The sequence below is a fragment of the Bradyrhizobium sp. WSM3983 genome (assembly GCF_000473045.1).
Taxonomy (GTDB): domain Bacteria; phylum Pseudomonadota; class Alphaproteobacteria; order Rhizobiales; family Xanthobacteraceae; genus Bradyrhizobium.
This window is the reverse complement of the sequence record NZ_AXAY01000014.1, coordinates 67,660-93,309: the sequence shown is the minus strand read 5'-3', so window position 1 is coordinate 93,309 and position 25,650 is coordinate 67,660. Positions and strand designations below refer to the sequence as shown.

Below are 25,650 nucleotides of genomic sequence, written 5' to 3'. Positions count from 1 at the left end.
CCTAACGCGCCTTCTTGCCTCGCCGATCCAGATGATAGGTCAGTGCCAGCGACAGGCAGACCGACAGCTCCTGCTTCGGCAGCTTGCCGGCCACCGGCAGCAACAACGCCCTTGTCTGCCGATATTCGAACTGATCGGGAAAGCGCTCACGAAACGTGTCGACGAGTGTCGTCTTGCAGTTGAACAGAATGGCGGCGTGGTCTGAATCCTTGAGGCGGCCGAGCCGGATCGTCGAGCCGCTGCCGGTCTCGTCGGTCAGATAAGCAGGCTCGCCCCATTTGAGCGTTTCGGTGAGCCGGCCGACGTTGTCATAGGCCGCGGCAGTCGCGAAGATCAGATCGCGCACCTGAAGCAGCCGCTTGCCGATCGGCGCCGGGAAGGCGTCGAAGGCACGGTTCACGTCACGCGGCAGCGTTGGCGCAGTCACTGATGTCTCCCTCGATGCTTCCACAATACCGGTGTCGTCCTGGCGAAAGCCAGGACCCATACCGCGGAAACTATCGATGAAGCGCGGTGCCAGTCCCGCACAAGGGTAATGAAACTGCTGGCCTTCGCAAATAACCACGGCTTGTGGTTATGGATCCTGGCCTTCGCCAGGACGACAGCGAGGCCTCAGAGCATCCCCAAGGCCTGCATGTAGGTCTCGAGAATCGTCTCGGCCTCGGCGCGCTCGTTCGGGTCCTGCTTGCGCATCCGCACGATGGTGCGCAGCGCCTTGACGTCGTAGCCGTTGCCCTTGCTCTCGGCATAGACGTCGCGGATGTCGTCGGAGATCGCCTTCTTCTCTTCCTCCAGCCGCTCGATGCGCTCGATGATGGATTTGAGCTGGTCCTTGGCAAATTTCGTCGCGGGCTCGTCGTCGCGGACGGCGGCGGAGGTGGCCATCTTGGTACTCCCAATGAAACTGGCAAAACGAGGTGACGCCGGCATCCTCACCGCGCGTGCTACGAGAACCCTTAGGGTTGGCGTCGACTGCGTTCAAGCAAGCATCGCGCTCGTCCACAGCGCGCCCACACCTTCCTGCCGGGAAGCAAAGAAAGCCGTTGAGTGGTTGCGACTCAGCGTGCCCCGGACAGTGCCTCAGTGATTGTGGGGATGGACTTTCTTCATCGCCTCGATCTGCTCGGGCGCGGCCGTGCCCTGGTATTTCGACTTCCAGGTCTCGTAGGGCATGCCGTAGACGGCCTCCCGGCTTTCGTCCTTGCTGAGAGCGACGCCTTGCGCGTCGGCCGCGTCCTTGAGCCAATTGGACAGGCAGTTGCGGCAGAAGCCGGCCAGATTCATCAGATCGATGTTCTGGACGTCGGTCCGCGTCCTCAGATGATCGACGAGGCGCCGGAAAGCGGCTGCCTCGAGCTCCGTTCTGGTTTTGTCGTCGATTGCCATGGCTGGACCCCTCGGCTGTAACTCGGCTCTGACCTTGATGGCGGTCACCCTTACGGGATCAGGTGGGGTTCTGTCACAGATTTTGCCATATCGCGGCGCAAACGGCCGCTGAGCAACCATCGGGCAGTTCCCCGGCCCTACGCCAAATCGTCAATCATCTGGTATACGTTCCGCGACAATGATCGCCGAATCTCCCCGCTCCCCCCTTCGCCTGCTCGCCCGGTTGGTCCCGGTGCTGGTGGTTGGCCTGTTGTGCATCTGGGCCAGCCCGGCCTCGGCCGATTTCCGGCTTTGCAACAACACGTCAAGCCGGGTCGGCATTGCGCTCGGCTACAAGGACGCCGACGGCTGGACCACCGAAGGCTGGTGGAACATCTCGTCCCGCTCCTGCGAGACCCTGCTGCGGGGGACGCTGGTCGCCCGTTACTATTACATCTACGCGATCGACTATGACCGCGGCGGCGAGTGGTCGGGGCAGGCCTTCATGTGCTCGCGCGACAAGGAATTCACCATCCGCGGCACCGAGGACTGCCTGGCGCGCGGCTACGACCGGACCGGCTATTTCGAGGTCGATACGGGCGAGCAGCGAGCCTGGACGGTGCAGCTCACCGACGCCAACGAGCAGCCTGCCCAGCAACGTGTCCCCGGGATGCCCGGCCCTGTCGGCCCCGGTGGCGGCGTTCCGGGTTTGCCCAATAGTCCGCCCGGTGGTACGCCCCCCGCCGCACCTGGCCTCCCGCCAGCCCCCTCGCCACCGTCTGGGAATAAGCCATGAGGCGTCTTCGCCGTATCAAGATTCTCGCGACCCTGGGACCTGCCTCTTCGGATCTCGCGATGATCCGCCGCCTGTTCGAGGCCGGCGCCGACGTGTTCCGCATCAATATGAGCCACACCCCGCATGACAAGATGCGGGAGCTGGTGGCGACGATCCGCAATGTCGAATCGAGCTACGGCCGCCCGATCGGCATCCTGGTCGATCTCCAGGGCCCAAAACTCCGGCTCGGCGCCTTCGCCGAAGGCTCGGTCCAGCTCCAGAACGGGCAGACCTTTACGCTGGATTCCGACAAGACCCCAGGCGACGCCAACCGCGTCAATCTTCCTCACCCGGAGATTCTTGCTGCGCTGCGGCCCGGTCATGCCCTGCTGCTTGACGACGGCAAGGTGCGGCTGATCGCGGAGGAGACCACGAAGGAGCACGCGGTGACGCGCGTCGTGGTCGGCGGCAAGATGTCCGACCGCAAGGGCGTCAGCCTGCCCGACACCGATTTGCCGGTCTCGGCGATGACGTCGAAGGACCGCGCCGACCTCGAGGCCGCGCTCGTCACCGGCATCGACTGGATTGCGCTGTCCTTCGTGCAGCGCGCCGATGACGTGCTCGAAGCCAAGAAGATGATCCGCGGCCGCGCCGCTGTGATGGCCAAGATCGAGAAGCCGCAGGCGATCGACCGCCTCGCCGACATCATCGAGGCCTCCGACGCGCTGATGGTGGCGCGCGGCGACCTCGGCGTGGAGCTGCCGCTGGAGCGCGTGCCGGGCCTGCAAAAGCAAATGACGCGCATGGCACGCCGTGCCGGCAAGCCGGTGGTGATCGCAACGCAGATGCTGGAATCGATGATCCAGTCGCCGGTGCCGACTCGCGCCGAAGTCTCCGACGTCGCCACCGCCGTCTATGAGGGCGCCGACGCCATCATGCTGTCGGCGGAATCGGCGGCCGGCAAATTCCCGGTCGAGGCGGTCTCGACCATGAACCGCATCGGCGAGGAGGTCGAGCGCGACCCGATCTACCGGTCAGTGATCACGGCCCAGCGCCCCGCGCCGGAATCCACCGCGGGCGACGCCATCGCCGACGCTGCGCGGCAGATCGCCGAGACGCTCGACCTGCCCGCCCTGATCTGCTGGACCAGCTCCGGCTCGACCGCGGTGCGCGTGGCGCGCGAGCGGCCGAAGCCGCCGGTCGTCGCGATCACGCCGAACATTCAGGCCGGCCGCCGGCTCGCCGTCGTGTGGGGCGTGCATTGCGTGGTGGCGGAGGATGCGCGCGACCAGGACGACATGGTGAGCCGCGCCGGCCAGATCGCCTTCCGCGACGGTTTCGTCCGCGCCGGCCAGCGCGTGATCATCGTCGCCGGCGTCCCGCTCGGCATTCCCGGCACCACGAACATGGTGCGTATCGCCTCCGTCGGCCCCGAGGGCGACGCGAATATCTGAGGCGGCCGGTGCCGGCCAACAAAACCGCGAAACAACCCCATGCACCGTAGCCGGCCGGTTCGGCTGCTTTGCTCGGGTTTTGCGAAAAGGCGTGCTCAGGCAACAGCCTGAGCATGATCAGGCCGCAGCCCCGATCGCACCGGCGTTTTAAGCCCCGACCAGCGCCTTGGCCGTCGGCAGCAGCGTCTGCTGCACCACCAGACCGCGGGCGCGGGCGTCCATGACGCCGACGGCGCGCAGCGCCAGTAGCGTCACGGTCTGCACCGCATCGCGCATCTTGACGGGATCCTCGAGATTGTCCGGCGCAAGCGGGCCGACGAGCGCCTCGTGCAGCGCACCCAGCAGCGCAGTCGCGGCCAACGCGGTGTCTTGCGCCGGCAGATGGCCGGCGCGCACCGCGGCGTCGATCCGCCCGGCGATCTCGCCGGCAATCTCGCGGCGACTGGCAAGCCGTGAGGCGCTGACATCGACATCGACAGGCTCAGCCAAAATGCCCCAGGCCAGCCGGCGCTGCGACAGCGTATGGACGGCCACCGTGGTCACGGCCGCCGCCAGCGCGGAGGACGGGCCAGGCGCGGCATCGGCCGCGCGCCGGATCGCCGCGAGCTCGTCGCGGGAGACCTCGGAGATCAATTCGGAGATCAGCTCGGCCTTGGAGGGGAAGTAGCGGTAGACGGTGCCGGCCGCCACGCTGGCCCGGACCGCGACCGGCGCGATCTGCACCGCCGCCATGCCGCCTTCGGCCGCGGCTTCCCTTGCCGCCGCCAGGATGGCGCTGCGCCGAGCCGCAAGGCGCTTAACCACTTGATGCGTTCGCCGATAAACCATGGCGCGCTTCCTGTCCCACACGCCTGCCGCACGCCCGCGGCCCAACGCTTCGTCACTGCAAGAGATGCAAATCGCCCCGCAAGGACTGAACAACTATTCAGGAGGGATGACAAGAACCAAATGCGTGATGGATCGCGCGCGTCACGCCGCGGGCGAGAATGGATGCTCCCTGCAAGGACAAGCCGCTCCTACGCGCCAGGCAACCGGTTCCTGCATTGATTCATGCAACCTTAACTGGCTGGTCATAGTCCTACGGGGATCAACCGGAATCCGGCAATGCGCCCCACAAGCTTACTTTCTGCGTCGCATCCTGTTTTCGAAAAAGGGCTGCGACCATCAGCCGTGGCGCCTTGATGCTGCAGCGCACGACAACCACTGCCGATTTGCCCGAAGCCCTTTCCATGCCTGCGGCCGGAGGCCTGCGCCGGCCATGGACGACGAACCTGCGCGGGACGGCGTTAGCCATCGCCATTGTCGTGTGCTCGATGCTGGCAGGCGCGCTCTACACCTTCGCGATGGGCGAGGACGTCAACTGGGATTGGCAGAACTACCACGAATACAATGTCTGGGCCGTGCTCAACGGCCGCTATGGCGTCGATGCGGTCCCGCCGGGCTTTCAGACCTACTTCAATCCGATCGTCTATTTTCCGGTCTATTACCTCCGCCACTTCCTGCCGTCGCCGTATGGGCTGGTGATCATCGGTGCAATTCACGGCCTCAACCTCGCGCTCATCTACCTGTTTGCACGCCTGGTCCTGCGCCAGGCCGCAACCGTCGCGGCGATCGCGGCGGCGGTCGCAATCGCGGCCGCAGGTCCGATGACGCTCTCGGAAGTGGGCACGAGCTTTTCCGACGTGCTGCTGGCCTTGCCCGTGATCGGCGGTTTCCTTCTGATCCTGGTTGCGGATCGCCGGCCCGCAGTTCGCTATCTGCTGGCCGGGCTCCTGATTGGCGCCGCGGTCGGGTTGAAGCTGACCAATGTCGTCTACGCGATAGGTGCTGCCACGGCAGTGCTCGCCGCCGCGCGTCCGCTTCGGGCGACTGCCCTGCTTGGACTCGGCGGGATTGTCGGCGCGGCGCTCACCGGCGGCGAATGGTGCCTGATCGCCTGGCGTGACACCGGCAATCCGATCTTCCCGCTGTTCAATGCCGTCTTCCAGTCGGGCGAGGTGGCGGCCATCAATCTGATGGACGCGCAGTTCATGCCCCACAGCGTGCTCGACGCACTGGCCTACCCGTTCTACTGGCTGGTGGGCGATCACAGAGGCGCGGAGCATCCGTTCCGCGACGCGCGCTTCGCGGTCGTGACGGTCCTGCTCGTGCTCGGCCTGTTTGTGCGCATGAGGCGCGACAGCGCGATCCTCACACGACGTGACGTGCAGTTCGTGGTGCTGTTTGCAGTCTCGTACCTGGTGTGGCTCGGCCTGTTCTCGATCCAGCGCTATGCGGTCGTTCTGGAATTGTTGTGCGGCCCGATCATCGTTCTGCTGCTCGCGCGCCTCGCCGCGAGCGTGGGGCCGGCATTGCCCAAGATGTCTCCCGTTGCGCTGAACGCGCTGATGTTGACGGTTGCAGCCGCGATCGCATTGTGGTCGCAGCCGGCGGACTGGTGGCATCGCCCCTGGTCCGACATCTACCGGCCAAAGATCGCCGACGAGCTCCGTCAGCCCGCAACCTACTTGATCCTCGGCAAGCCGCTCGCCTATATCGCGCCGCAGCTCCCCTCCCAGTCACGCTTCTACCTGCTCGCCGATATCGGTGTTCCCATCGTCCCCGGCGGCATCTTCGACCAGCGCATCCGCGCCGGGCTGAAGGCTCCGCTGCCCGGCGGTGTCCGCGAATTGCACATGCGCGGTGAACCGGATCGTAGCGCGCTGCTGGATCGCTACGCACTTGCCATCGATCGCTCCCGGCCCTGTGTCGCCATTGAGGGCGCCCGCCCCGGCACCACGCTCGAAAGCTGCCCGCTCATTGAGCGGACCTCGCGTTAGAACGTGTACTCACAAAGGCAATGTCGGCTGCCGATGGCCGAGCGGAAAACATCTGCTCGGGAAAACTTTATCGGTTTTGACCCTAAGAGACATTCCGGTCGTGCTCGCTTGGTTCAGGAACATGCGGCTGCTACTGTTCGTGCAGGAACCTTGCTCCACCTGATATGTTTGAAAGCAATGCAATAACTCAGGAGGAGGCTCATATGAGAACCCTGTTACTGGCTGGCATATTGGCGGTTGCTGGATTCGCTATCGCCACGCCGATCTCTATTGCACCGGCATCAGCTCAAGTTGCCGTTGATACTCCGCTTGGCGGCGTAAGAGTGGGGCCGGAGCGGCGTTACTACCGAGAGTACGATCGACCTGCTTATCGCGCCTACGGATATGATCGCGGATATCGCGGTGGATGCCGCACCGTCACGATCGAGCGCGACGACGGTTCGGTCCGCAGGGTCCGCCGTTGCGACTAGCGGTGCCGGACTAGAAGATTGACCTCGGGCGCTTACAAAGAGGACCCGAAGGAATTGGGAGCTATCCACTAAGGCCGCTTCAGTTGGCGGCCTCTTTCATTTCGTGAAGTCGCCTGTTCGACCAAGAGTTGGACTACAGATGCGCGTTCGCAAGATCGATGCGGTCCAATCACCGCCGCGAGCGCACGCTGAGGGCCATGTCGCCTCTTGGCCCCTAGCCAAACAAGGTTGCCCCCGTTGCTATATCGGCTATCGGTGGCAGACCGGACGCCGCGCCGCCGCTTGCCCGGACCGCTGGTTGTGACCCTTTGCGGACATATCGAAATCAAAACAGACCGAAACGGCCGAGACGAGAAGCACTGCGGCTCAGCTAGGGAAGTCCTTTTGTCATCGTAAAGGGATTGAGCCCACGTTCCGCGAGGGCAGCCCACGAAGCTGCGCCAAGATGTGACAATCGGAAATAGTGTCGCGGCTTGGTCGGGTCGGTGTCCAACACGAACCCCGTCGGTAACGCGCGGACAGTCGTGGCATAGAACCCACCATCGGGCGACCTCTGGGATTCGATGATAGCGATCAACGATTCTGCCCTCTCAGTCCTGCCGAGCAATTTCATCAAGAGAGCCATTTGGCCCGTCCCTTCGGTCCACACACCGTCCCGGTCTTCACCGTAAGAAAAGCCTCCGCCAACACTCATTCGCTGTTCGGCGGTCGTCATCGCCGATGCAAATTTCCCGGCCGCTCCGTGAAGTGCTGTTAAAGGCCAGATCTGGGCATCCAGTGCCAAAATCGGATTATGCGTGACACCGTCTTCAGCGGTCCCTGCGGCGAAACAGGCGCACCCCGGATCCCACATCGTATTTACGAAGTACTCAGCAACCATTGCCTTATCGCGCCAGCGCGAATCGCCTGTACGGATGGCAAGAAGGCCAAACGCGGCGGCGAGGTCAGTATTATGTTCAGTCGATTTCCATGTCCGCACTTCCGGCGTCGGCTCGTGCCCAAACGTACCGCCCGTGAAACCGCCAGTACCGCGCGTATCGGCCCATTGCGCGACCCAGGCGCCAAGCCGTGCGGCACCATCGAGGAATCGAGAGCCGGTGTTCACATCAATCGACAGCAACGCCAACATGGCCCATGCCATGTTACCAACATCGCTGCCCACCTGATATCGATCCTCTAACCATTTGTTCTGAGTATTGTCCCACCAACCTGGAAGTTTTACGGGCCCATTCGCCACCAAACCCGCGGCGTAAGCGTTCCTGAGCCGTCCATCATGCCAGGTGCGGTCGTTGTCGATGGCCCAGAGAATCGCCGAGCCAATCCGATATGCTTTGTCTTGCTCACCGCAACCGACCAATGCGATGGCGGCTACCGCATTGTCATAGAGGTAGGCGGCGCCATGCAGAGGCCCCGGTTCGACGGTCGGATAGCTGGGCAGGAACAACGGCCATGATGGCGGTGCCTTATCAATTAGACCAGTGAGGTATCCGCACGCTGACATTTTTGGTGCTGTTGAAGCCTGCAGTGGGGCGGAGGCCATCATGATTGCGAAAGTCGGGACGACCCAAGTGTGAAGGCAGAGCCCGCGACAACGGTAGAAGCAGTAAGTGATTGGTGACGGTAGCATTTCGCTGCCTCTCGTGCCTTTCAACCAAGATAGACTTTAGGACATCGGGAAGAAAGCCGGTCGGGATCGAGTAAATGTGCCTTCGTCTTCAATGGCAGCTTATGACCCCAAGCAGACCTCGCGAAATTCGTCTCTCACAGCTAGTTTGGGCGCTCATCGTGGCAGCAAATCGTAAACCGGCGACAAGTAATGAGGAGTCTGCAGCCCTTCTTAGGTCGCTCCTTGCTTACACCGGAAAGTTTATGATCGAAGGAGACCATGGTAGACATATCGGGGAATGGGCTTCTCACCGGATAGGACCAAATACGATTTTTCAAGCTGGAAGGTGATAAGCTGACCATTCGAACGGCTGAACAAGTCAGCTCCGTTTTTCCCGGAAAAAGAGTGATAGGAAGCCTTACTTGGGAACGCGAGCGCTGAGGGTGCTGGGCTGGGAATTTGTGTTCTGCTTCGCCCGTGTAAATGATGCATGAAGCCGGTTGCCCGATTCTTGGCGCTTCCAAGGATCGATGCGCCAAGGATTGACGGAATCCGCCCGTCCACCATACCCTCCCGCGACTGCCATCGATGACTCCGCCGTGAGGGAATAGGGGAGGCGCCACGTGAAAATGCTTATGTTCGCGATTCCGGTCTTCATGGTCACGATCCTCGTCGAGGCGGCGATCGCGTGGCGGATGGGGCGTCGCGGGGTATACGACGTACCCGACGCCATCACGAGCCTGCACCACGGCGTACTGAGCCAGGCCATCGGCGGCTTCGCCAAGCTCATCGACGTCGCCCTCTATGTCGCGGTCTACGAGGCCTTCCACCTCGTCGAATGGAGCCGCGACAGCTTCCTGCCCTGGGTTGCCGCGTTGCTGCTCTACGACTTCTCTCACTACTGGTACCACCGCTTCAGCCACGAGATTCCCGTGCTCTGGGGCAGCCATGTGGTCCATCATTCGTCGGAATATTTCAACCTTTCGACCGCGTTGCGGCAGCCCGCGACCGCCGCGCTGTTCACCTGGATCTTTCACCTGCCGATGGCCGTGCTGGGCGTTCCGCCGATGATGTATCTCATCGTCGGGCTGGTCGATCTGCTGTACCAGTATTGGGTCCACACCGAACTCATCGGCCGGCTCGGCGTGCTCGACCGCATCCTGGTCACTCCGTCGAACCATCGCGTGCATCACGGTCAGAACGACTACTGCATCGACAGGAACTACGGCGGGATCTTCGTCCTCTGGGACCGGATGTTCGGCACCTTCGTCGACGAGCGCGACGGCGAAAAGATCGCCTACGGAGTGCGCAAACCGCTGCGGAGCCTGAACCCGCTCTGGAGCAACCTTCAGGTGTATGCGGATCTGATCCGGCAGACCCGCGCGGCTCGCGGGCTCGCCGGCAAGTTAGCCGTCTGGTTCGGAAGGATGCAGGCGCCGGAACCAATGGATCCGTCGGTCGTGCGTCGTTACGACCCCGAGACGCCGCGGGCGGTCGCCACCTACGGCGCGGTCCAGTATACGCTCACGATGGCGATGCTTCTGCATTTCCTTTCCGGCTTCCAAGCCTTTCCGGTGCAGGTCTCCGTCACCTATTCCATTGTCATCTTGGTTTCATGCGTGACCATCGGCGGCGTCATGGAAGGAAGTCGGATCGCCTTCGCCGCCGAAACGGTGCGACTGGGCGCGCTCGCGCTGGCCTCGATGACGTTGCCGGACTGGTTCGGCCTGCCGCTGCCGACGGCGGCCCGCGCCGTCGCGACAGCGGGCGCGCTCGCCGCCGGAATCTGGTTGCTCGCGCTTCGCCGCGAGCGACGGTCCGCCCCAGCGGCGGCCTGACCTATCGGAGGCCGGAACGAAACCCAGGCGGCCCCGTCGCGACGAACCGCGCTCGTTCTCCGGAAGGAGGGCCAGCGCCGGCGCCGTGCCGGAGCCGGGTCCTGATGGAAGAGCAGGCCCGAATCGTCTGCGCGATGATGGGCGTAAGCTTCGCCGGGGACCGGCATATTCGTGATTGAGGCGCTCCCCGATTGAAAGCGGCCCTTAGGCCGCGCCTTCCTCGACCGCCGGAGCCGACCGGGGCGCGGAAACCAGCGCGGCGAAGCCCCCGAGCAGCGGCATGGCGACCAAAAGAGCGACCGCAGCGACGTCGAAGGCGATGCCCGCACCGCCGGCGCGGTGCGCGAAGACGCCCGCGATCGGCGGCAACGCCAGCATGCTCCCGTAGAACGCGGAGAAGAAGATTCCCATTCCGACCGCGCGCGCCTGGACGGGAAGCGCCCATGACGGCAGACTGGCGAACGTCGCTCCGGATAGGCCGGCCACCAGCCCCAGTCCTGCGAAGATGAGAACGTCGTGGTCGGACACCGGAATGGCTGCCATCCCGACTGCGGCGAGCAGCAGGGATGCGGCAGCGATCCAGATGCCGGGGCCTCGCCGGATCGCAAGCGCGCCGCCGACTGGGATGGCCGCGATGGTGACCCACAGCGCGACGCTGACGTGAGAGGCGGCGATCTCAGCCGTATAGCCCCTCTCGGTGAGAAGCAACGGACCGAACGCAAACGCATTGGCGAAAGTGGCGTTGGCAGTGCCACCGACGAGGCCTGCAAGGGCCACCGCGGCCGTGACGGCCGCGCTTGGGAAGGCTGCGGACAACGGCGCGCCCGGTCGCGCCTGCTTCGGCAGCGCGAACAATAGGATTAGCGCCATCAGGGTCAGGATCACCAGTGCTACCGACGCCCCGATCAGCCCGAACTTGTCCGCGATCGGCGGCAACGCGATCAACGCCAGCGCTATCCCGCACGGCCATGAGCCGGCGAGAGCCGCCATCGCAAGGCCGAACTGCCTACCAGCGAATATATCGGCGATCATCTTGGTGCCAGCGATGGTAAACACCACCCCGCCCGTGCCCGCGATGACTCTGGCCAGCAGGCGCGCGTTCCAGTCGCTCGACAGATCGACGACGGCGCCAGCGAACATCAGCGCCGCGCACAGGAGAAGCGTAGTTCGTTCGCCGAGCCTTTGGACCACTATTCCTCCAGGAAGCGCAACTAGGACGCTGGGCGCCAGATAGGCGCCAACCAGGATGCCGAGCCGGGCATAATCGAGGCCCTCCGCTCGAAGCAGCGGGCCGAGCGCTCCGACGCTTTCGAACTGCATGCCCATGACGCAACGCGCCGTGAAAAGCAGCGCTAGAATTCGCCATTTCGATTCCACGGGGTCCTCCGGATCCGACAATTGCATCCAGCCAGTGTCACGTCGAAGCTCCCGCGAAGCAAGCCGCGATCTCGGCTTGACCAAAGGATCCTGAGCTCAAAAATCGAAAACGACGGGTCAACCGGGATGAAAATCCAATCGGTGTTATCGGCATACGTCGCCAATTTCTGCCTTCGGGCCCCGGTCGCGGCTTCAGTCAGGCATAGATGCGTAGTTGTCGCCATCATACTGCGCAGCTAAGTCGCCTTCTGGCCCCTAGCGGCGGTTGAGGGATCTCCGCAATTCCGCCGCTGTCGAGCGGTGAAGCAAACATCGATGCGCGGACGGCGAGCGTTTACGGGTACACGCCCTAGCGTCTCGCGCCAGGCCGCGATCAGAGCCTGGTCGCGCGGCTCAATTCGGTTGCGTGATTGCGAGCTGCGCCGAGGCAGCCTCGGCCGTCCGCCAGGCTGCGCAGCGGGCGAGGATCAGCGCGAAGACGATGAGGATCGCCGGGAAGCCCACCGGTTGTCCGAGAAACAGGAAGGTCGCAAGCAGCGCGAAGACGAGCGCCAAGGCCATCACCTCATGGCGCGCGAAACCTTCATCGAGCCCGGCGCGGATGAGAAACGCCACCGCGATGCCCAGCACAACCAGATCATACATGAAGAGATAGGGCGTCGTGAGCAGCGTTGCCGCCGCAAGCATCGCCGCTTTCAGCGCGTAGGGCAGCCTGCTCCGCCACATCACGACCAGCACGACGGCAATTGCTGTCGTCAACACCCACTGGAAGATCCATCCGAGCTGCTCGGTGCCGCCGACATAGCGCACGAACGCAAAGATGCTCTGCATCTTGAACCAGGGTGCTCGTCCTTCGGTCAGAAAGGCCTGCGAGAACATCGGGATCCAGTGGAAGAAGGCCTGCCAGCTTTCCGTCCCGAATGCGAGCCAGGACGCCCCTGCGATCGTCACAGTGACGATGGCGGCGGTGAAAAGCACCGTCCACTCGGCGGCGGCGATCAGCACCAGCGGAAACAGCAGTCCATATTGGGGCTTGTAGCTCAGAAGTCCCAGGCAGATTCCAGCCAGCACCGGTCGCGTCGGCAGCAGATAAAGCATGCCGCCGATCAGAGACGCGGTGAGGAAACCGTTCTGCCCGACCAGGATGTTGATGAAGGTGGCGGGAAATCCAATCGCAAGCACCAGGCCCGCGTTGCGCCCGATGATCGCGCGCATCACGGCGAGATAGGGCACCATGCTGAACGCGGCCCAGCCGATGAAAGCCACCGCATAGGGAAACTGCGCGAGGAGAGAGGCGACGAACAGAAAGGGCGGCGGATAGTGCCAGGCGAAATGGCCGACGAAATCCTGCTTGAGCAGCGCAAGCTCGACCTGCTTCTGGATGTCCCAATCCCAGGCCAGCGCGGGATGGCCCTCCAGCGCCAGTTTTCCGGCCGCCCAGACATTGACGAAGTCGGTCGGGATGCCGCGTCCATCCGCGCCAAAGATCCACACATGCGTGAGATAGGCCGTCGGAAAATACGCCAGCGTGACGATCGCCAGCACGAAGGAGATGTTGAGGAGCGTCGCAGGGAGTGCGCCGTGACGAGCAACAGCAGGCGGGGCGGACGAGGCTTCGGCCATGCGGCTTCCTTTGACGCAATACGGTGACGCAGATGCGTTCAAGCCATACACCCGAGGGACTTGAAGGAGGCTTAAGCCCGATTGTCGAATGCCCCGCGCCGATGCTGCGGGCAAAGCAAAAGAGCCCCGTCGATGACGGGGCTCTTCGCTATTCCGGTGATCGTCGAGCTTACTTGAGGCTGGACGAGATCGAGCCGAACTTGGCGTTCAGCGTGGTGCCGAGGTTGTTGACGACGGTGATGATCGCCAGCGCGATGCCGGCGGCGATCAGGCCGTATTCGATGGCGGTGGCGCCGGATTCGTCGTTCACGAAACGCGAAACGAGGTTCTTCATAGATTGCTCCAAAGGATACACGTGGCTTCAACTGGTCTGGTCTTTCCGGCTTCCCAGCGCCGCCCGACCATGGAACCGAACGTAAGGGCAAAGACTTGCGCCGCAGTTAATTCGACTGCGTAAATGCGGAACCGTTTGTGGGTATTCGCCGATGGTAAACCGAAATCTAAAACAATCGGTTAAATTGCGGGGACACAGCGGCGCTCTTTCCGTTCCCTCCCCCCTTTGTGGAGCAGGGCAATCGCATATGAAAACTTGTCCCTGCGGCCATCCTTCGAGACGCCCGCTTTGGGCGGGCTCCTCAGATGAGGGCGGAGTATGCGGCAGCAGTTTCAAGGGGGCACTGACGCTGGTTAGCCTCATCCTGAGGAGGCGCGTAAGCGCCGTCTCGAAGGACGAGGCGTGCGCGCAGGTCGCCGCAAGGAAGTCATATGCGATTGCCCTGCTATTGTGGGGGAGGGGCAGGGAGGGGGTGCCACACGGGGATTTTTTCCATCGCGCACCGTCCTCGGTGCATCATCAACAACCGGCACCTTTTCCTGAGCTACCCCCTCCCTAGCCCTCCCCCACAAGGGGGGAGGGAACGGACCTATGTCGTGGCGCCGGTCGAGTCTCGTCGTAGCGTTCTCGTCCGCCGATTTACTGGAAGTTATGACCGCCATGGTCAAATGCCGCCCGCTCGGCCAACAGGACCAAGAACAAGACGAGGCGGCATGTCCCTATCCTTCACCAACAGCATTACGCTGCAGAGCCGCGCGCGAGCGCTGGTGCCGCTGTGTGTCGGCGCGGGTGCCTATCTGTTCTTCCTCTATATCGGCGACACGCTGCTTCAGGACTCCGACTCGTTCTGGCAGATCAAGATCGGCCAGTGGATCCTCGATCACCACGCCCTGCCCTATACCGACTTCTATTCCTTTACGCGCCCCGGCGAGCCCTGGATCTCGACGTCCTGGCTGTCGCAAGTCCTGTTCGCGGTCTCCTACACACAATGGGACTGGGCGGGGCCGGTGATCCTTACCGCGCTCGCGATCGCGGCGTCGGCTGCCGTGTTCGTTTACCTGCTCGACGCGCATCTCGAAATTCCGCGCTCGGTGCTGTTCGCGATGCTGGCCGTGCTGTTGTCGCTGCACCACATCCTGACGCGGCCGCACATCCTGGCGCTGCCGGTGATGATCGCCTGGGTCGGCGTGCTGATGAATGCGGCCGACCGCAAGGTCACGCCGTCCTGGGGCTGGCTGCCCCTGATGTCGCTATGGGCGAACCTGCATGGCGGCTTCGTGCTCGGCCTCGCGCTGATCGGCCCGATGGCGCTTGAGGCGATCTGGACGCTGGAGTCCGGGAAGCAGATCCGGCTGCTCGCGCGCTGGTTCCTGTTCGGCGTCGCCGCGATGGCGGCCGCCTGCGTCACGCCCTATGGCTGGCGCACGCTGCTGGGCGCGACCAACATCCTCAATCTCGGTGAATTGCTCTCGGTCATCTCGGAATGGATGCCGGCGAATTTCGCCTCGTTCTCCGCGTTCGAAGGCGCGATCCTCGGTCTCATCGCGATCGGCCTGTTTCGCGGCCTGACGCTGTCGCCGCCGCGTATCCTTCTGATCCTGCTGTTCACCTGGATGGGCCTCACCCATGTCAGGAGCATCGAGGCTTTTGCCTTCCTGGTGCCGCTGGTGCTGGCCAAGCCGCTCGGCGAGACATCCCCGCTGCCGCAGGTTGACGCGCAAGCCACCGAGAGCTGGGCAGCGCGCTACGTCACCATCACAGGCGCGCTGATGATCGCCGTCGCGGCCTGGACCTCGACCTCGATCTACATGTCGCATCACCGCTTCACCTTCACGATGGACCAGACGCCGGTCGCCGCCGTCGACCTGCTCCGAGAGCGCAAGGCGCAGCGCATCTTCAACGGCTACCAGTTCGGCGGCTATCTGATCTCGCGCGACATCCCGGTCTTCGTCGACGGCCGCGCCGAACTCTATGGAGAGAAGTTCGTGATGGACTTCTTCAAGGCCACCGAGGGCAAGAAGCCCGAGCTGCTGCCGCGCCTGCTGGACGAATACAAGATCGACGCGACACTGCTGGGGGCCGATACGCCGGGACCGCAATTCCTGGATCACGTCAAGGGCTGGAAGCGGCTCTATGCCGACGACATCGCCGTGATCCATGTGCGTGACGGCGAGCCGCCGGCGGCCGCGCCGGCCAAGCCATGACCATCGCGGCCAGCCTTCCGATCGCGCGAGCCCAGCGCAATCTGGCGCCGCTCTGCGTCACGGCCGCGACATTCCTGCTGCTGCTGGTGAGCGGCGACAGCCTGCTGCACGATCCCGATACGCTCTGGCAGATCAAGGTCGGCGAGTGGATCCTCGATCATCGTGCCGTGCCCTGGACCGACCTCTATTCGCTGACGCACCAGGGTGAGGTCTGGCTCTCGACCTCCTGGCTGTCACAGGTGCTGTTCGCGACGGCCTATGCCCATTGGGGCTGGGCCGGGCCCGTCGTGCTGACTGCGGCCGCGATCGCGCTGGCGATGGGATGGCTGCTGACCTTCCTGCAACGGCATCTCGACCTGCCCTATGCGCTGGTGTTCTGCCTGCTGGCGATGACGCTGGCCGCGCCGCATCTGCTGGCCCGCCCACACGTGCTGGCGTTGCCGGTCATGGTCGCCTGGACCGGCGCCTTGATGGCCGCAGCCGATCGCGGCCGCGCGCCGTCCTTCCTGCTGCTGCCGCTGATGGCTCTGTGGGCCAATCTTCACGGCGGCTTCGTGCTCGGGCTCGCCTTGATCGGCGCAATCGGCCTCGAAGCGCTCTGGCGCGCAGCGCCGCCGCGCCGGCTGGCGCTCGCGATGCGCTTGGCCGCGTTCGGGCTTGGCGCACTGGCGGCGAGCTGCTGCACGCCCTACGGCCTGGACACGCTGCTCGGTGCCGCCCGCATCCTCAGCCTCGGCAAATCGTTCTCCGTCATCGCCGAATGGCGTCCGGCCGATTTCAGTTCGTTCAGCCCGTTCGCGGGCGCGCTGCTCGGACTGCTCGGTCTGGCGCTGACGCGTGGGCTAGCGCTGTCGCCGCCGCGCGTGCTGCTGATCCTCGGCGCCACCTGGATGGCGCTGGCGCATGTCCGCAGCATTGAGACGTTCGGCGTGCTCGTTCCCCTGGTGCTGGCGCAACCGCTGAGCGGCTGGTTCAGGGCCGTCTCCGATTCACCGCGTGGCTTGCGGATGGCGCCTGGCGCCCCGGCGGCGCTGGCCGCGTTGGCAATCGTGCTAGCGACCGCAAGCGCGACAGCGGGATTTTCAAGCCGCCACACCTTCGAATTCTCCACGGCGCAGACGCCAGTTGCGGCGGTCGATGTGCTGACCGAGCGCAAGGCCGCGCGCATCTTCAATTCCTACGGTTTTGGCGGCTACCTGATCATTCGCGACATCAGGCCTTTCGTCGACGGACGATCGGAGCTCTACGGCGAAAAATTCCTGATGGACTATTTTGCGGCCGAAGACGGCCGTGACGTGTCAGGCCTGCTGCGCATGCTCGACGACAACAGGATCGACGCGACGCTGCTGACCCCGGATTCGCCTGCGGCGCAGATGCTGGATCATATCAAGGGGTGGAAGCGGATCTACGGTGACAAGATCGCGGTGGTCCATGTGCGCGACGATGCCGAAGGCGTGGCTGCCATGACATCGAAGTGAAGACGCAGCTCCAGGAGAGCCGGATATTCATCTTCGATTACGAAAACAGAAAGGTCCCAATCAGCAGGCCCGCAGCGAAAGCGAGAAGCCCCAAAGTGGAGGCTGAAACGATGCGGATGAGGATGCGAACTTGCTCCTCGTACTGCTCTTCTGCGGTCTTGTGGGACTGAGCCGTCATTGCAACTGCCCTGCCATCGCCCAGATCGGGCGAATGTACGCTCGAAATCATGGCCAACAAGAGGCATTTTAGCCCCGCCGCGATGCCCTGTTCATGATCTGGCGGGCATCTCTTCGACGGGCAGGATCATAGTCCGATTGGAGCGTGGCGTAATCCGGGACTCACCGAGCAGATAGACCCCGGATTTCGCTTCCGCTCCATCCGGGCTACAAGTGAGCGCGCGGTGCGCCGTCAATTCCCCGTCTGCAACTCGCCGAAACGCTCCCAGGTCTTGCCGTTGAAGCGCATGAACTGCATCTGGTCGACCGGGACATGGTCGCCTGGGCTGGTGTTGATCTTGATGCCGGGCAGCAGCATCGGCAATTCGAGATCGTGAATCGAAAATGCCTGCTTGAGGATGTTCGCGGTCGACAGATCGTCGCCGCACGCCTTCAGCACCGCCTCCAGGGCCATCGCGCTGTTATAGGAGTTGACGTAATTGGTGTCGTGCTGGTCGGCCTCCGGTACATATTTCGTCATGAAGTCGCGCCACGCCTTGACGCCGGGATCGTCCTTCCAGGCGGGATCGTCGGGGTCCTTCACATAAGCGGTGGAGAGAATGCCGGTGCCGGCTTCCACGCCGGCGGGCTCCATCACGGTCGAGATCCACACGGCGACGTTGGACAGGAATGTCATCGGCCGCCAGCCGATCTCGAAGGATTTTCGGATCGCTTGCGCCGCGAATTTCGGCGTCGCGGCGATCACGAACACGTCGGCGCCCGAGGCCTTCAATTTCACGATCTGGGAATCGATGGTCGGATCCTGGATCTCGTAGGTCGCATTGGTGACGACGGAATCGTATTTCTCGCCGAGCACGTCCTTGAGGCCGGCGAGATAGTCGCGGCCGTAATCGTCGTTCTGCGAGATCACGGCGAATTTCGTGTTCGGGTTCCTGGCGAGCGCATAGCGCGCATAGAGCCGCGCCTCGTAGCGGAACGGCGCCTGCACCCCCATCGTCGCCTGCGGATATTGCGCGTTGTCGGCAAATTTGGAAGCGCCGGAGCCGATGAAAAGCTGCGGCACGTTCTTGCTCTGGAGATATTTTGCGATCGCGGTGTTATGCGCGGTGCCGATCGAGGAGAAGATCAGCGCGACCTCGTCGCTCTCCACCAGCCTGCGGGTCTGCTCGACCGATTTCGGCGGCGCATAGCTATCATCGAGCGAGATCAGATTGACCTTGCGGCCGTTGATGCCGCCCTTGTCGTTGAGCATCTTGAAATAGCCGACCTCGCCCTTGCCGAGCGCGCCGAAGGCAGAGACCGGCCCACTATAGGGCATGGTCTGGCCGATTTTGATCTCGGTGGCGGTGACGCCGCGCATCTCGGCGGCGATGGAAGCGCTGAATGTTGCAAATGAAACGGCGCAAAACGCGCCCAATGCCGCCGTCAAGCGCATCGGCTTCCCTTCCCCATTTGCTGGTGCGATTGCCGCACCGTTATTTGAAGGGAGCATGCCATGACATCGCGGCTAACTCCAATCATTATCGGGAGGCGATCGCAGGGTGACGTCCGATCGCCCAACAGGAAGGCGCGTCATGCTGCTTCGCAATCTCTTCGTCGCGTGTCTCGTGGCGGTTTCAATCAATGCAGCTCATTCGGCGCCGCGATGGCTGAACCTGCCGCCGACGCCGACCTTGCCCAAGGCAACGCAAAGCGGCTTCGCGCCCGTCAACGGCATCAAGATCTGGTATGCCGTGTTCGGCCGCGGCGAGCCGGTCGTGCTGCTGCATGGCGGCCTCGCCAATGCCAATTACTGGGGCCACCAGGTCCGCGCGCTGCAACGGCATTATCAGGTCATCGTCATGGACAGCCGCGGCCACGGGCGCAGCAGCCGCAATCAGGAGCCGTATGGCTACGACCTGATGGCCTCGGATGTGATCGCCCTGCTCGACCATCTCAAGATCAGCAAGGCTGCGATCGTCGGCTGGAGCGACGGCGCGATCATCGGCCTCGACATCGCGATGAAGCACCCGGAGCGGGTGAGCAGGCTATTCGCGTTCGCGGCGAATTCGGATCCGTCGGGCGTTGCCGATATTGCGTCGAGCGACGTCTTCAACGCCTACATCGCGCGGGCGGGCGAGGAGTACAAGCGCCTCTCGCCGACGGCCACCGAATACAAGAGCTTCGTCGCGGAGATTACCAAGATGTGGGAGAGCCAGCCGAAATGGACGGCCTCCGATCTCGCGGCGATCAAGGTGCCGACCTGGATCGTCGACGGCGACCACGACGAGGCAATCAAGCGCGAGAACACCGCGTTCATGGCGGCGAACATTCCCGGCGCCGGCCTGCTGATCCAGCCGGAGGTCAGCCACTTCTCGTTCCTGCAGGACCCCAAGCAGTTTGACGACGACGTGCTGCATTTTCTGGGGCGTGGCGGTGCAGCGGCGAAGTGAGAATATCGTAGGTGGGTTAGCCGAAAGCGTAACCCACCACTGTCCATCGCCGCGGAAACAGAAGAGGTGGGTTACGCCGAGCAGCCTGCGCTTCGCGCAGTCCGCACGGCTAACCCACCCTACGGCGCCGGCGCTATTTCGCGAGCTTCGCGCGGTCCTTCACGGGGATCACGAGCTTCAGGCCGGACCAGATGTCGTCGACGGCGCAGATCTTGATATCGACGAGACCGTTCGCGAGCGCGGCCTCGCGCACCAATGCTTCCGTCACGTCTGTCGCGACGCCCGATGCCTTCTTCGGCCAGGACGCCCAGATCATTCCATCGGGCGCGATCGCCTTGCGGTAGCCGCGCAGCTTGGCGGCGAGACCTTTGGCCTCGGCTGCGAAGACATGCACCATGTCGAGCGGCGCCTTCGCGGTCTTGGCGATAGTCACATCGTCCGGCAATTCGCCGACGACATCGCGATAGGCAACCGAAAGCCCATCCACGAAAATACAAAAGCCCGGCTTGATGCCGAGCTTTTGCACTAACGATTTGCCGGAGTAGCCGGCCATACGCGCGAGGCGTTACGCCTGCGGCTGCGGCTCCAGGCCGGGATCCGGATCGGGCCGCGGGCGCGACTTGCCGGCAGGGGGCACGGCGGAGGCGCGCGGCGTGGCCGGCTCGAGCACGGACTCGCGGTTCGGCTTCTTGCCCTTGAGCAGATCGACGATCTCGTCGCCGGAGAGCGTTTCGAACTCGAGCAGGCCCTTGGCCAGGGCTTCGAGATCGGCGCGCTTCTCGGTGAGAATGCGCGTCGCCTCGTTGTAGCCTTCTTCCACGAACCGCCGGATCTCGGTGTCGATCTTCTGGACCGTGGCTTCCGATGCGTTCTGGGTGCGCGACACCGACATGCCGAGGAAAACCTCGTCCTGGTTTTCGCCATAGGACACGGTGCCGAGCGCCTCGGACAGGCCCCAGCGCGTCACCATCATACGGGCGAGGCGCGTGGCCTGCTCGATGTCGGACGACGCACCCGAGGTCACCTTCTCGCGGCCGAAGATCAGCTCTTCGGCGACACGGCCGCCCATCATGATGGCGAGGCGCGAGGTCATCTGCTCCAGAGACATCGACAGCTTGTCGCGCTCGGGAAGTTGCATGACCATGCCCAGCGCACGGCCGCGGGGGATGATGGTCGCCTTGTGGATCGGATCGGTCGCGACGACGTTGAGGCCGACGATGGCGTGACCGCCCTCGTGATAGGCCGTCAACAGCTTCTCTTCCTCGGTCATGACGAGCGACTTGCGCTCGGCGCCCATCATCACCTTGTCCTTGGCTTCCTCGAACTCGGCCTGGGTCACCATGCGCTTGTTGCGGCGGGCGGCGGTCAGCGCGGCTTCGTTGACGAGGTTCATCAGGTCGGCGCCGGAGAATCCAGGCGTACCGCGCGCGATGGTCTTGAGGTTGATATCCGGGGCCAGCGGCACCTTGCGGACGTGGACCTTGAGGATCTGCTCGCGGCCGACGACGTCGGGGTTGGGCACCACGACCTGGCGGTCGAAGCGGCCCGGACGCAGCAGCGCGGGATCGAGCACGTCGGGACGGTTGGTCGCGGCGATCAGGATCACGCCCTCGTTCGCCTCGAAGCCGTCCATCTCGACCAGCAGCTGGTTCAGCGTCTGCTCGCGCTCGTCATTGCCGCCGCCGAGACCGGCGCCACGGTGACGACCGACCGCGTCGATTTCGTCGATGAAGATGATGCAGGGCGCGTTCTTCTTCGCCTGCTCGAACATGTCGCGGACGCGGCTGGCGCCGACGCCGACGAACATTTCGACGAAGTCCGAACCCGAAATGGTGAAGAACGGCACGTTGGCTTCGCCCGCGACCGCGCGCGCGATCAGGGTTTTGCCGGTGCCGGGAGGGCCGACCAGCAGCACGCCGCGCGGAATGCGGCCGCCGAGGCGCTGGAATTTGCCGGGGTCGCGGAGGAATTCGACGATCTCCTGCAGGTCCTGCTTGGCCTCATCCACGCCGGCGACGTCCTCGAACGTGACGCGGCCATGGGCCTCGGTCAGCATCTTCGCACGCGACTTGCCGAAGCCCATCGCCTTGCCGGCGCCGCCCTGCATCTGCCGCGACAGGAAGATCCAGACGCCGATCAGCGCGATGAACGGGAGCCAGGAGACCAGCAGCGAGACGAACCACGGCACGTTGTCGCCGGGCGGCTTCGCGGTGATCTGCACCTTGCTGTCATACAGGCGCTTCACCAGCGTCGGGTCGCTCGGTGCATAGGTCTGGAAGCTCGAACCGTTGGTGAAGGTGCCGTGGATGTCCGGCCCCTGGATCACGACGTCGCGGACGTGGCCCTGGTCGACCTCGCTCAGGAGCTGCGAGAAGGCGATGTCCTGCGAGGACGCCCGCTGACCCGGATTCTGGAAGAGCGTGAACAACGCCAACAGCAGCAAAACAATGATGACCCAGAGGGCGAAATTGCGCAGATTGGCGTTCATCGATCTTCCTTCGTGGTCGCGCGGATCGCGGCCTCATCCTTGGGCAAGCTAGAGAAAATCCCCAAGGAATCCTCTCGGTTAGACGTATACAATTTAGGTGCCGCCCCGCTCGCTGCCAAGGGAACGAGATGGGACTATTTATCCCATCTTAGAGCGATTCCCGCTGAAATAATGGCATCAAGGCTCGGCTTTTTCCTGCCTGGTTAAGGTGTCCTGACGGCGGGACGTCGAAACGGCCGGTGTCATGATCCGCCCTCATCCGCCCTTCAAGCCCCCTTTTACGTTTCCTTGGGACCGCCGGGCCGGCGCAGGCGCGATGTGGATACGCCCCCCGACAAGGCTGATCAAGGCTCCCGCGAGGGTCTGCTTCAGGATGGCGCGGCCATTTGCGGGTGAACGCCGCCGCTCGGCCATAGCCTGATCGTGCATGGCCCGATCGAGCGCAGCCAGGAGGGTTTCGACCTTGCCGAGTTCCGCCGGCCCTTCGTGCCCGAGCGCGTCGATGGCCCGCAGCAAGAGCCGCAGCCGGACTTCTTCCGGCAGGGTGGCGAAGGCCGCGGCCTCGAAACTGCGAACGCCCGGCTGCGGCGCATCGCCGCGATCCCGCAAACGGAGGAAGCGCTCGGCGCCGTCGGTCAGCACCTCGACGGCCGCGTTCGCCCGGGCAAGCCGCGACGACAGCCGCGCCAGCGTGCGGGCATCGCCGCCCTCGGCTGCGAGCCGCGGCAGCAGCGCCCGCAACCGCGGCCGCGTGAAGGACGCGTCGCGGTTGGTGGGATCGTCGGCGAAGTCGATCCTGGCCCGCTTCAGGGTGGCGATGAGCTGCGATTTCGGAACGTCGAGCAGCGGGCGCGCCAGCACGATGCCGTCGCGCGTCGTGAGCCGCGCCATCGCCGACAGCCCGGCAATGCCGCTGCCACGGAGCAGCCGCATCAAGAGCGTCTCGGCCTGGTCGTCGCGGGTATGTGCGGTCAGCACATGGCTCGCGCCGGCTGAGCGCGCGGCCTGCGCGAGCAGGCGGTAGCGGGCTTCGCGCGCGGCGGCCGGCAATCCTGTTGCAGGCTTTGGACCGCGCCAGCGCAGGGTCCGGTGCGTCAATCCGAGCTCGGCGGCGAGCCGTTTGACCTCGCGCGCCTCGCGCGCCGCCTCCACCCGCAGGCCATGATCGACAGTGACGACAGTCAGCTCCGGGCCCCGCGCAAGGTTGCGCCGCCAGCGCGCCGCGAGCCACATCAGCGCGACCGAGTCGGGTCCGCCGGAGACCGCGAGCACCAGCGCCGGCGCAGCCTTCAGTTCGGCGAAGAGCTGCTTCGCCGCGCGTGCGGAGATCGGAGAATTGTCGTCGTCGGACATGACGCTATAATTTAGCGCAGCGCCATCCGCGTTGTCAGGCTCAAACGCCGCAGATCAGCACTTCACCCGCTTCTGCTCGCGGTCGACGGCGGCTTTGACGCCAGCCGAGGCGCGCGGATATTTGCGGCCGACCTCGCCGAAGGCGGCGCAGGCGGCCTCCTTCTCCTTCAGCGCGGCGAGCGACTGGCCGAGCCGCAGCAGCGCATCCGGCGCCTTGGCCGATTTGTCGTACTTGGTGGTGACGGCGAGGAAGGCTTCGGCGGAATCACGGTATTGCTGGCGCTGGAAATAGCTTTCGCCGAGCCAGTATTGCGCATCACCAAGCAGCGGGTCGCTCGGATATTTCGCCGCAAAGTTCTTCATGGTCTGCTCGGCAAGCGCGTAGTCCTTGCGCTGCATGTAGCCGATGCCGAGGTCGAATTCGTCGCGCGGCGTTGCCGAGGGCGGCAGGGTCGCGAGAGCCGGACCACCGGCCTGCGCGGGAGAGCCCTGCTGCGCGGGCGGATAGCCCGGCTGGGCCGGCGCCGCCGCCTGCGGATAGCGGCCGCCATTGTGGGAGAGATCGAGCGGCTCGCCGGCGCCACGGCCACCGGGCGCGCCGCCCTGAGCCCCGGCCGACATCGGCTGCTGGCCGCCACCGAGCGCGCGCGGCGCGCCGGGCGCATTCGGGGTCTGGCTCGGATCGAAGGCATCGCCGCGACGGCGCGTGCCGGGCGCGCCGGGGCCTGGCTGTTCCTGAATGATCGGCGCGGGAGCCGCGATCTGCGGCTGCTCGTAATTCGGCTGCGCAGCCTGTTGCGGCGGCTGCTGGCGATAGGCCGGCGCGACCTGAGCGGGCGGCATGGCCGCAACATTAGGCTGTGCCGGCGCCTGCCCGGGCGCGCCGCCCTCGAGCGCCCGCAACCGGTCTTCGAGCTGGCGGTTGCGATATTGCAGCTCTTCGTTCTGGCCGGTGAGCTGGCGCAGCTGGTTCTCCAGCCGCTCGATCCGCATCTCGGGGTCGCCATCGTCCGACTGCGCGAATGCGGGCGCGCACACAGATAGCAGCGCAGCGAACGCCACGGTGCCGGTAATTGCCTTGAATTTGGATGACATCTTGCCCTGACGACGAAAGCGAACTGGCCTGCGACGGAACATTCGACGCGCCACACATTGAAGTGGAGTACGCCAAAAATGTGACTGGAACAAACGGGTTTCTGTCACAGATCGCTGAAACGAAACCGGCGCCCGAGAGGGCGCCGGCATCATCGGTTTCTGAAGATGAACAGCGGCTGACTAGACGTCAGGAGCTCGCGTTCAGCACGGTCACAGCGCGACGGTTCTGCGACCAGCAGGAGATATCGTTACAGACGGCGACCGGGCGCTCCTTGCCGTAGGAGATCGTGCGCATGCGGTTCGCATCGATGCCGCGCGAGGCGAGGAACGAACGCACCGACTGGGCGCGGCGGGCGCCGAGCGCGATGTTGTATTCGCGGGTGCCGCGCTCGTCGGCGTGACCTTCGATGGTGAAGGAGTAGCGCGGATAGGTCTGGAGCCACTGCGCCTGCTTCTCGAGGGTCACGATCGCCTGCGGGGTCAGATCGGTCTGGTCGCTCTCGAAGAACACGCGGTCGCCCACGTTCACCACGAAATCCTGCTGGCTGCCCGGCGTCGCCGCGCTCGCATTGGCGTCCATGCCCAAATTCTTGTTGGCGCAGGCGCCCATCGACAGGGCAATGGCAAGCACCGCGGCCAGCTTCAATCCCTGGAGGATACGCATAGGATATTTCATTCCGGAGCCTCCACGCTCACGTTCGTCCACTGCTGTCCGGTCTACAGGGGGTTGGTTAAGCGAACGTTCCGTCAACCTTGACGGAA

23 protein-coding genes are annotated in these 25,650 nt (G+C 64.1%); 8 read left to right on the top strand and 15 right to left on the bottom strand.

The genetic code is table 11. The features are described 5' to 3' along the window. Window position 1 precedes the first annotated feature (1 nt). The 3 genes from YUA_RS0120840 to YUA_RS0120830 form a co-directional block, all read right to left on the bottom strand. Window positions 2-427 carry a DUF1801 domain-containing protein gene (locus tag YUA_RS0120840; RefSeq protein WP_027532455.1) on the bottom strand — a complete coding sequence of 142 codons (426 nt, stop codon included), beginning with the start codon at window positions 425-427 and terminating at the stop codon, window positions 2-4. 185 nt (window positions 428-612) lie between these two features. Then, window positions 613-885: a DUF2312 domain-containing protein gene (locus YUA_RS0120835; protein ID WP_014492426.1), complete on the bottom strand. Its 273-nt coding sequence runs from the start codon at window positions 883-885 to the stop codon at window positions 613-615. A gap of 195 nt (window positions 886-1,080) precedes the next feature. Then, window positions 1,081-1,386 (bottom strand): DUF1244 domain-containing protein, encoded by a 306-nt coding sequence (locus YUA_RS0120830; protein WP_027532454.1) that lies wholly within the window; start codon window positions 1,384-1,386, stop codon window positions 1,081-1,083. A 178-nt stretch (window positions 1,387-1,564) separates the two neighbouring features. On the opposite strand from YUA_RS0120830, the gene YUA_RS0120825 reads away from it, so the two are divergent. Together YUA_RS0120825 and pyk are read left to right on the top strand one after the other, a co-directional pair. Next, complete coding sequence (locus YUA_RS0120825) at window positions 1,565-2,161, top strand: DUF1036 domain-containing protein (protein ID WP_027532453.1); 597 nt, start codon at window positions 1,565-1,567, stop codon at window positions 2,159-2,161. Further along, window positions 2,158-3,594, top strand: coding sequence for a pyruvate kinase (gene pyk, locus YUA_RS0120820; protein ID WP_027532452.1), 1,437 nt, complete (start codon window positions 2,158-2,160; stop codon window positions 3,592-3,594). The genes YUA_RS0120825 and pyk overlap by 4 nt, the downstream gene beginning before the upstream one ends. Before the next feature lie 147 nt (window positions 3,595-3,741). Here pyk and YUA_RS0120815 read toward each other — a convergent pair whose 3' ends face one another. Then, entirely contained in the window at window positions 3,742-4,422 is a 681-nt protein-coding gene (locus YUA_RS0120815) for a TetR/AcrR family transcriptional regulator (protein WP_027532451.1), read from the bottom strand. Window positions 4,423-4,823: 401 nt separating this feature from the next. On the opposite strand from YUA_RS0120815, the gene YUA_RS44520 reads away from it, so the two are divergent. Then, the gene (locus YUA_RS44520; RefSeq protein ID WP_198029467.1) at window positions 4,824-6,413 is read left to right on the top strand and encodes a glycosyltransferase 87 family protein; all 1,590 of its coding nucleotides are present in this window, start codon (window positions 4,824-4,826) and stop codon (window positions 6,411-6,413) included. An 840-nt stretch (window positions 6,414-7,253) separates the two neighbouring features. Here YUA_RS44520 and YUA_RS0120805 read toward each other — a convergent pair. Then, on the bottom strand, window positions 7,254-8,426 hold the full coding sequence (locus tag YUA_RS0120805) for a hypothetical protein (RefSeq protein WP_245285212.1): 1,173 nt from the start codon (window positions 8,424-8,426) through the stop codon (window positions 7,254-7,256). A 698-nt stretch (window positions 8,427-9,124) separates the two neighbouring features. Here YUA_RS0120805 and YUA_RS0120800 point away from each other — a divergent pair. Further along, window positions 9,125-10,327: a sterol desaturase family protein gene (locus YUA_RS0120800; RefSeq protein ID WP_051383284.1), complete on the top strand. Its 1,203-nt coding sequence runs from the start codon at window positions 9,125-9,127 to the stop codon at window positions 10,325-10,327. A gap of 204 nt (window positions 10,328-10,531) precedes the next feature. On the opposite strand, the gene YUA_RS0120795 is transcribed toward YUA_RS0120800, so the two are convergent. The 3 genes from YUA_RS0120795 to YUA_RS0120785 form a co-directional block, all read right to left on the bottom strand. Further along, the gene (locus YUA_RS0120795) at window positions 10,532-11,704 is read right to left on the bottom strand and encodes an MFS transporter (protein ID WP_198029466.1); all 1,173 of its coding nucleotides are present in this window, start codon (window positions 11,702-11,704) and stop codon (window positions 10,532-10,534) included. 393 nt (window positions 11,705-12,097) lie between these two features. Continuing rightward, window positions 12,098-13,327, bottom strand: coding sequence for a glycosyltransferase family 87 protein (locus tag YUA_RS0120790; RefSeq protein WP_027532447.1), 1,230 nt, complete (start codon window positions 13,325-13,327; stop codon window positions 12,098-12,100). A 169-nt stretch (window positions 13,328-13,496) separates the two neighbouring features. Further along, window positions 13,497-13,661 carry a Flp family type IVb pilin gene (locus YUA_RS0120785; protein ID WP_027532446.1) on the bottom strand — a complete coding sequence of 55 codons (165 nt, stop codon included), beginning with the start codon at window positions 13,659-13,661 and terminating at the stop codon, window positions 13,497-13,499. 713 nt (window positions 13,662-14,374) lie between these two features. On the opposite strand from YUA_RS0120785, the gene YUA_RS0120780 reads away from it, so the two are divergent. Together YUA_RS0120780 and YUA_RS0120775 are read left to right on the top strand one after the other, a co-directional pair. Then, a complete protein-coding gene (locus YUA_RS0120780) occupies window positions 14,375-15,865 on the top strand; it encodes a hypothetical protein (RefSeq protein WP_027532445.1) in 1,491 nt (496 codons plus the stop codon). Beyond that, window positions 15,862-17,343, top strand: coding sequence for a hypothetical protein (locus tag YUA_RS0120775; protein ID WP_027532444.1), 1,482 nt, complete (start codon window positions 15,862-15,864; stop codon window positions 17,341-17,343). Before YUA_RS0120780 ends, YUA_RS0120775 begins: the two co-directional genes overlap by 4 nt. Before the next feature lie 37 nt (window positions 17,344-17,380). Here the strand turns inward: YUA_RS0120775 and YUA_RS0120770 are convergent, their stop codons facing one another. Together YUA_RS0120770 and YUA_RS0120765 are read right to left on the bottom strand one after the other, a co-directional pair. After that, window positions 17,381-17,578, bottom strand: a complete 198-nt coding sequence (locus tag YUA_RS0120770) for a hypothetical protein (protein WP_156947178.1) — start codon at window positions 17,576-17,578, stop codon at window positions 17,381-17,383. 174 nt (window positions 17,579-17,752) lie between these two features. Beyond that, complete coding sequence (locus YUA_RS0120765) at window positions 17,753-18,880, bottom strand: ABC transporter substrate-binding protein (protein WP_245285211.1); 1,128 nt, start codon at window positions 18,878-18,880, stop codon at window positions 17,753-17,755. On the opposite strand from YUA_RS0120765, the gene YUA_RS51770 reads away from it, so the two are divergent. Both YUA_RS51770 and YUA_RS0120760 read left to right on the top strand, forming a co-directional pair. Continuing rightward, window positions 18,867-19,019: a hypothetical protein gene (locus YUA_RS51770; RefSeq protein WP_245285210.1), complete on the top strand. Its 153-nt coding sequence runs from the start codon at window positions 18,867-18,869 to the stop codon at window positions 19,017-19,019. The genes YUA_RS0120765 and YUA_RS51770 overlap by 14 nt on opposite strands. A gap of 75 nt (window positions 19,020-19,094) precedes the next feature. Further along, a complete protein-coding gene (locus tag YUA_RS0120760; RefSeq protein ID WP_084292729.1) occupies window positions 19,095-19,952 on the top strand; it encodes an alpha/beta fold hydrolase in 858 nt (285 codons plus the stop codon). 133 nt (window positions 19,953-20,085) lie between these two features. On the opposite strand, the gene YUA_RS0120755 is transcribed toward YUA_RS0120760, so the two are convergent. The 5 genes from YUA_RS0120755 to pal form a co-directional block, all read right to left on the bottom strand. Next, on the bottom strand, window positions 20,086-20,505 hold the full coding sequence (locus YUA_RS0120755) for a DUF3052 family protein (protein WP_027532440.1): 420 nt from the start codon (window positions 20,503-20,505) through the stop codon (window positions 20,086-20,088). 12 nt (window positions 20,506-20,517) lie between these two features. Beyond that, the gene (gene ftsH, locus YUA_RS0120750; RefSeq protein WP_027532439.1) at window positions 20,518-22,440 is read right to left on the bottom strand and encodes an ATP-dependent zinc metalloprotease FtsH; all 1,923 of its coding nucleotides are present in this window, start codon (window positions 22,438-22,440) and stop codon (window positions 20,518-20,520) included. A gap of 255 nt (window positions 22,441-22,695) precedes the next feature. Beyond that, window positions 22,696-23,793, bottom strand: coding sequence for a tRNA lysidine(34) synthetase TilS (gene tilS, locus YUA_RS0120745; protein WP_027532438.1), 1,098 nt, complete (start codon window positions 23,791-23,793; stop codon window positions 22,696-22,698). Between the two features lie 54 nt (window positions 23,794-23,847). Beyond that, on the bottom strand, window positions 23,848-24,888 hold the full coding sequence (ybgF, locus tag YUA_RS0120740) for a tol-pal system protein YbgF (protein WP_027532437.1): 1,041 nt from the start codon (window positions 24,886-24,888) through the stop codon (window positions 23,848-23,850). 187 nt (window positions 24,889-25,075) lie between these two features. Next, window positions 25,076-25,564, bottom strand: coding sequence for a peptidoglycan-associated lipoprotein Pal (gene pal, locus YUA_RS0120735; protein ID WP_027532436.1), 489 nt, complete (start codon window positions 25,562-25,564; stop codon window positions 25,076-25,078). Between the last annotated feature and the right edge of the window lie 86 nt (window positions 25,565-25,650).

Bases quoted from the DNA above. Each gene is read 5' to 3' on its own strand.
- YUA_RS0120755 (WP_027532440.1), bottom strand. From the start codon at position 20,505: ATGGCCGGCTACTCCGGCAAATCGTTAGTGCAAAAGCTCGGCATCAAG.
- pyk (WP_027532452.1), top strand. From the start codon at position 2,158: ATGAGGCGTCTTCGCCGTATCAAGATTCTCGCGACCCTGGGACCTGCC.
- YUA_RS0120815 (WP_027532451.1), bottom strand. From the start codon at position 4,422: ATGGTTTATCGGCGAACGCATCAAGTGGTTAAGCGCCTTGCGGCTCGG.
- ftsH (WP_027532439.1), bottom strand. From the start codon at position 22,440: ATGAACGCCAATCTGCGCAATTTCGCCCTCTGGGTCATCATTGTTTTG.
- YUA_RS0120765 (WP_245285211.1), bottom strand. From the start codon at position 18,880: ATGCGCGGCGTCACCGCCACCGAGATCAAAATCGGCCAGACCATGCCC.
- YUA_RS0120760 (WP_084292729.1), top strand. From the start codon at position 19,095: ATGCTGCTTCGCAATCTCTTCGTCGCGTGTCTCGTGGCGGTTTCAATC.
- YUA_RS0120800 (WP_051383284.1), top strand. From the start codon at position 9,125: ATGTTCGCGATTCCGGTCTTCATGGTCACGATCCTCGTCGAGGCGGCG.
- YUA_RS0120780 (WP_027532445.1), top strand. From the start codon at position 14,375: ATGTCCCTATCCTTCACCAACAGCATTACGCTGCAGAGCCGCGCGCGA.
- YUA_RS0120830 (WP_027532454.1), bottom strand. From the start codon at position 1,386: ATGGCAATCGACGACAAAACCAGAACGGAGCTCGAGGCAGCCGCTTTC.
- YUA_RS0120835 (WP_014492426.1), bottom strand. From the start codon at position 885: ATGGCCACCTCCGCCGCCGTCCGCGACGACGAGCCCGCGACGAAATTT.
- ybgF (WP_027532437.1), bottom strand. From the start codon at position 24,888: ATGTCATCCAAATTCAAGGCAATTACCGGCACCGTGGCGTTCGCTGCG.
- YUA_RS0120805 (WP_245285212.1), bottom strand. From the start codon at position 8,426: ATGATGGCCTCCGCCCCACTGCAGGCTTCAACAGCACCAAAAATGTCA.
- pal (WP_027532436.1), bottom strand. From the start codon at position 25,564: ATGAAATATCCTATGCGTATCCTCCAGGGATTGAAGCTGGCCGCGGTG.
- YUA_RS0120790 (WP_027532447.1), bottom strand. From the start codon at position 13,327: ATGGCCGAAGCCTCGTCCGCCCCGCCTGCTGTTGCTCGTCACGGCGCA.
- YUA_RS0120825 (WP_027532453.1), top strand. From the start codon at position 1,565: ATGATCGCCGAATCTCCCCGCTCCCCCCTTCGCCTGCTCGCCCGGTTG.
- YUA_RS0120775 (WP_027532444.1), top strand. From the start codon at position 15,862: ATGACCATCGCGGCCAGCCTTCCGATCGCGCGAGCCCAGCGCAATCTG.
- YUA_RS44520 (WP_198029467.1), top strand. From the start codon at position 4,824: ATGCCTGCGGCCGGAGGCCTGCGCCGGCCATGGACGACGAACCTGCGC.
- tilS (WP_027532438.1), bottom strand. From the start codon at position 23,793: ATGTCCGACGACGACAATTCTCCGATCTCCGCACGCGCGGCGAAGCAG.
- YUA_RS0120785 (WP_027532446.1), bottom strand. From the start codon at position 13,661: ATGAAGAACCTCGTTTCGCGTTTCGTGAACGACGAATCCGGCGCCACC.